Origin of the sequence: Xenorhabdus sp. NBAII XenSa04, assembly GCF_963866145.1 — a bacterium.
Taxonomy (GTDB): domain Bacteria; phylum Pseudomonadota; class Gammaproteobacteria; order Enterobacterales; family Enterobacteriaceae; genus Xenorhabdus; species Xenorhabdus indica.
The window spans coordinates 1-4,685 of record NZ_CAWMEB010000184.1 but is presented as its reverse complement, the minus strand read 5'-3'; the positions used below and the strand labels follow the sequence as shown (position 1 = coordinate 4,685).

The following is a 4,685-nucleotide window of genomic DNA, read 5'->3' as shown; positions in this document are numbered from 1 at the left end:
GAATGGTCACTGACCCCGCAGGCGCAGCTCGTGTTCTCCTCCATCGACATGAATAACTTCCATGACATATTTGGTGCCAAAGTCCGCTTTGATCGAAGCAGGAATATGAAACTACGCCTGGGCGCAACACTAGACTACAGCCAAAAGTGGCACGATGATCAGAGCAAGGATGGAAAAGCCGCTAATCTTTACGCCCTTTTCAACATTCGTCAGGAACTTCTGGGGCGTAATGACGCGGTTGATGTGGCTAATGTTGCCTTCCTCAGTGGGAATGCCCCCACTTGGGGTGAGACAGGCATCGGGGGTTCCTACAGTTGGAATGATAGCCATTCTTTCGTCTATGGTCAGACTTCAGTCAACACCAGTCTGAATAATTTTGCAGACAGCTATGAACTGAGTGCAAAAATTGGACTAAGGATGACGTGGTGATTAAGTAAAAGCCACAGGAATTAACAGAAAACCGTGGGAATGCTACCCTTCATATCCCACGGTGAGAACTCCTGGAGGTTTTTTCTGATTACAAAATGGATATTTATTCGTTGTGATCGTCGTGGTAGTGAGACCACCCGACCAGACAGATAAATAAGTTATTGTATTCGATTCTGTAGTCAGTGCGATTATTCTTAATGCCGTTATCCTCAAAGGCGGCACAATAGGTTCTTCCCAGAGTTGGGTTCCCCGAATTTGGCGTTATTATACTTTCAGCCCAGGTATTATCAAGACGGCTGCTTTCTGGGCAATCAATGGTACATATAAGCTTTCCGTCTGACCCTTCGTACCAAAATGAATTGGCATCTCTATTTGGATCATCACTTCCATCGTCCGCTTTTTCCCAAGAGACGTAAGTATTTCCGGCGTCATCTTGTAGAGTCACTGTATAACCATATCCAGCTAGTACCTGAAAGAAATATGAAACATACCAACCATTTTTGATACCCGGAAAATAAAGTGTCTTTGTTGCCATTGTTAATATCTCCTTACCGTTGTCCCATAGTATATTTTATGCTTCCGACACGATTATTGGCAGTAACCCTTATAAGACAATTTCCTCCCACCTCGCCTTTCAGATTTATTTTGAACTGCCCGTATTCATCTGTTGACATTGAATGTATCGTATCGGGGTTTAAACCAATTTCTGACACGTCACTTATGTATATGGCTTGCTCTACTTCATAAGAGACGGCTGTGTTTTTGATTTGTTCAGATGTCTGTTTATCGTAAATCTGAATGGTCAGTATTTCATATTCGTCACCGATTGACTGATATCCGGTTATTATTAGCGTTGCTTCAAGAAATGGTTGCGGATAATCTGATTTTTTAATCGTGACGTGAGTACTTTCAGATTTAGCTATATTCCCTACCAAGTCGGTGATGGTATAGAAAATATCATAGCTTCCGAGAGGAATAGCAGAAAAAGGAATGGTTATTTGATACGTTGGATTCTCGATATTTTCATCTGTGATAAAAAACGGTATTGATGATAGATATGGTGTCAAATGAACAATAATTTGATATCCAATACGAACTTTTTCATGCCTCTTTATTATGACGACCAACTCGTCTTGACTTAATTCTGATTCATCAATAATACCATTGCTGCTTTGTGGTAAAGCAGGAGGAACAAGGAGAGCGTCCAATATGGTGTTATTTATAGACATGCTGTCACCTTTCATAAACAATTAGCTTAATAAAGATGACTGCCAAATAGCAGTCATCTATTCCGATTAAGGAGCTACTCTACCGAGTCTCCTTCTCCAGGAGCCACTGTACCGAAGCTTCTGGTGTAAAGTTTCGATTTCTGATTCTGGGCAAGACGACTGTAGTCTATCGTTAGTACTGCTACATCATAACCATCTGCTGAGTCATACCCCATCAGTTTGTCGGCCGGGATGATAGTCTTATAATAGCCATTGACTATTTCTGTCGATTTCACAACGAATTTCATCACAATCGGTAAAGGACGGGCTTTTTCTGGATGGATATCGACATAATGCGAGATATAGACCTTAAGCGTGATCTTGTCACCTGCGGCAATTGTATGATCTAGATTACCAGGATCGGATAGTAGTCGAACTTCAAGCCCTGTTGTGCCGATGCTATTGATATTAATTGGGTTATATATTCCAATATAGCGACCATATTGATCATACACCTTTGGAGCAACCAAAGTCCGGTGCCCGTCATTGGGATTTGGACCGTTAATACCGCCGTTATCATAATTTATGTAGTCAAGCCTGGATCTTTCCGGTGTCCCTACTTGATTAAGCGCAACATAGCAAATATGGTTGTCCCCTGGATACAACTCGCTGTAATCGACTTTAAATTTGTAATACCCGTTTTCTAAAACTGTTAGCCGTCCAACGAAGAGTTCTTTCTTTAAGATGTCTTTTTTATCGTCCGTCACAAAACCGATTATAAAATCACCGATTTTGGCCCCTTCGTAGTACGGAACCAGGAAAGTAAAATCCTCTTCTTCATCTGGCCTTGTTAAAGTAGAAGACAAAAATGTTTCTTCAATCTCTGGTGGTTCAAGATTGTCGGATACATCAGTTGGAACAGATGTCATAAATATGACTTGTTTTTGATTGAATTTCTCATCATTGAATATCGTATCAATATCAACGAACTGAGAGAGGCCCGGAGTGGCATATATTTTAGATTCACAGCCGCGCTTGATGTCTTTTGAAGCAGATAGTAAGAGCGGTTATTTTCGTCAATCTTATAAGGTAAAATTTCAGTCATGGTTTCTTCCATGAATATTCTCAGGGGAGCTGCTGTACGAAGCGGAATATCATAGGTTAAAACTGCTCCCCCCGTTTCTAGCGTCGGATTAATTGACGCTGAAATAAATGGGTTACTTGCTGAGGGATTACTTGAAGGCTGAGCGGGTGTTGAATCATACAGGTAACCCGTATCACATCTTAGTAAACAACTCTCTGGTTTCATATCTGGATTATCCATAGGGATATAGGTCACATCTTTTTTTACTATTTTCGGTGAATCTGAAGTAAAACTGATTCTTTTATGGCTATCGCTTCCGTCGGCTTGGAATATAAATTGCTGGGAAAATACTTGATTATTAACTTTGGCTGGAAATTTATTTAGTAGTGTTATACCTGATGGGAGATCAGCACTGATCTTTACCGTGTCCTTAATATCATTTTCACCAGTTATCGAAACAAGTACACTGAAGGGTTGCCCTTTGATAATCTTTGCACCATCTGTAGGAAATGTATTGATATTAGCCATTATATTATCCTTTTAAAGTATAAATTTTATTTTTAACCGAAAACCACATCTTGTGTGATATGTGGTCAACAGCAAATTTTGACTATGTTTTGAAAATAATAGGAATGACTTATTTACGCTTAGAGCTTATTTTATAGAAAAAGTAACATCAATTTCTGAAAGGCTATTTTTACTGAGATTTGCAAACCAGATTACATTCAAACAAATGTCAACATACATAACATAAAAAAAATTATTTATATTTAAATCCTCTCAACATTATTTCTGGAAAAAATATCACATTAAAAACACAATTAAAATACATTTAAAGTTACATATAAATGCAATTTAAAATAAAATATCTTATTTGAAAACCATAAAAACAATGAAATAGCAAAAATAAAAGCAGTCACCTGTGTGTAATAAAAAATAGAACATTAAAAGTAGAGTCTATACTTTTTTCGGCACATAGAACAATAATCTGATTTATCTAACTTTTCATTGATCCAATACATCTCATGGACAACAAACAAAAATCAACCTAACATATTGAGGTAGAAAAAGAACATTAGGAACGGGGAGTAATTATGAGGAAAAAAACAAAAACAGCGTCACGTGGAGAACAATGGGGAATAAATGCAGCACATTTCTGTAAGTGGCTTTCAAGAGACTAAGAGCGTGGGATGCAACTACTGTTAAGAAAGCAAAATCTATGAATATCCCCGCATGGCTTGGCCATATTCCAGTAATTGCATTATGCTTATTGATTATAACAATTCTAAGCTTCAGTATATTTATTACTATATCAGTAATAATTATTTCCTTTGTTATAGTAAACATACTGTCTAATACGGCTGATTTGGCTCCCTGGAAACATGGTTATTATGATCTAGATGGTTATCATTATCCTGATGGTGGCATTGAGCGGTATGACCGAGAATGAAGTCACTCACTGGATTAACTTAGTCTATTGTTTTTTTCGATTTTAAATATAGCTGCCTGCACTTAAAGTGAACCATATTTGCAAGCAGCTAAATTATCAATAAAACGATTAACTTCATCGCATTTAATACAAGTAAAGTAACGAATACCGAAGCAAACACAGAAAAATATGAATACCTTCTTTTTCATAAAGACTCTGCGCATTGTATCCATGATCAACACAAAAACTCTCAGAACGCCTATAGTTTCTTCTGTGTTGAAAGTATTTTCAATTACTGGATATGAACAAGGTAACTTTGAAAAATCATGAAAATCTATATCTATTACCTTATTACCTTTTATTTTTTCATTTAAAATCTCTCTTAATGCCAAACCTTCCGAGCTACATTTACTTATATCTGTGGATACATCAACACAATGGAAAAGACATTTATTAAGTCTTTTATTTTCTTTTTCTGTTAACATGATAAGCTGGATAAAATAGTTTAACAACTTAAGGGAACCTCTAAAAACTT

The 4,685-nt window shown here is 37.2% G+C and carries 6 protein-coding genes; 1 reads left to right on the top strand and 5 read right to left on the bottom strand.

Going from position 1 to position 4,685, the window contains the following annotated elements:
• The first annotated feature begins 9 nt into the window (after positions 1-9).
• The gene (locus AAC147_RS07875; RefSeq protein WP_255347691.1) at positions 10-429 is read left to right on the top strand and encodes an autotransporter outer membrane beta-barrel domain-containing protein; all 420 of its coding nucleotides are present in this window, start codon (positions 10-12) and stop codon (positions 427-429) included.
• 103 nt (positions 430-532) lie between these two features.
• On the opposite strand, the gene AAC147_RS07870 is transcribed toward AAC147_RS07875, so the two are convergent.
• The 5 genes from AAC147_RS07870 to AAC147_RS07850 form a co-directional block, all read right to left on the bottom strand.
• Positions 533-964 carry a hypothetical protein gene (locus tag AAC147_RS07870; RefSeq protein ID WP_047686260.1) on the bottom strand — a complete coding sequence of 144 codons (432 nt, stop codon included), beginning with the start codon at positions 962-964 and terminating at the stop codon, positions 533-535.
• 13 nt (positions 965-977) lie between these two features.
• Positions 978-1,658: a hypothetical protein gene (locus AAC147_RS07865; protein WP_047686258.1), complete on the bottom strand. Its 681-nt coding sequence runs from the start codon at positions 1,656-1,658 to the stop codon at positions 978-980.
• Between the two features lie 74 nt (positions 1,659-1,732).
• Positions 1,733-2,566 (bottom strand): hypothetical protein, encoded by an 834-nt coding sequence (locus AAC147_RS07860; protein ID WP_052189830.1) that lies wholly within the window; start codon positions 2,564-2,566, stop codon positions 1,733-1,735.
• Positions 2,563-3,249 carry a hypothetical protein gene (locus AAC147_RS07855; protein ID WP_052189828.1) on the bottom strand — a complete coding sequence of 229 codons (687 nt, stop codon included), beginning with the start codon at positions 3,247-3,249 and terminating at the stop codon, positions 2,563-2,565. Before AAC147_RS07855 ends, AAC147_RS07860 begins: the two co-directional genes overlap by 4 nt.
• A 984-nt stretch (positions 3,250-4,233) precedes the next feature.
• Positions 4,234-4,685: hypothetical protein (locus AAC147_RS07850; protein WP_047686256.1), on the bottom strand; the 452-nt coding region annotated here is incomplete at its 5' end.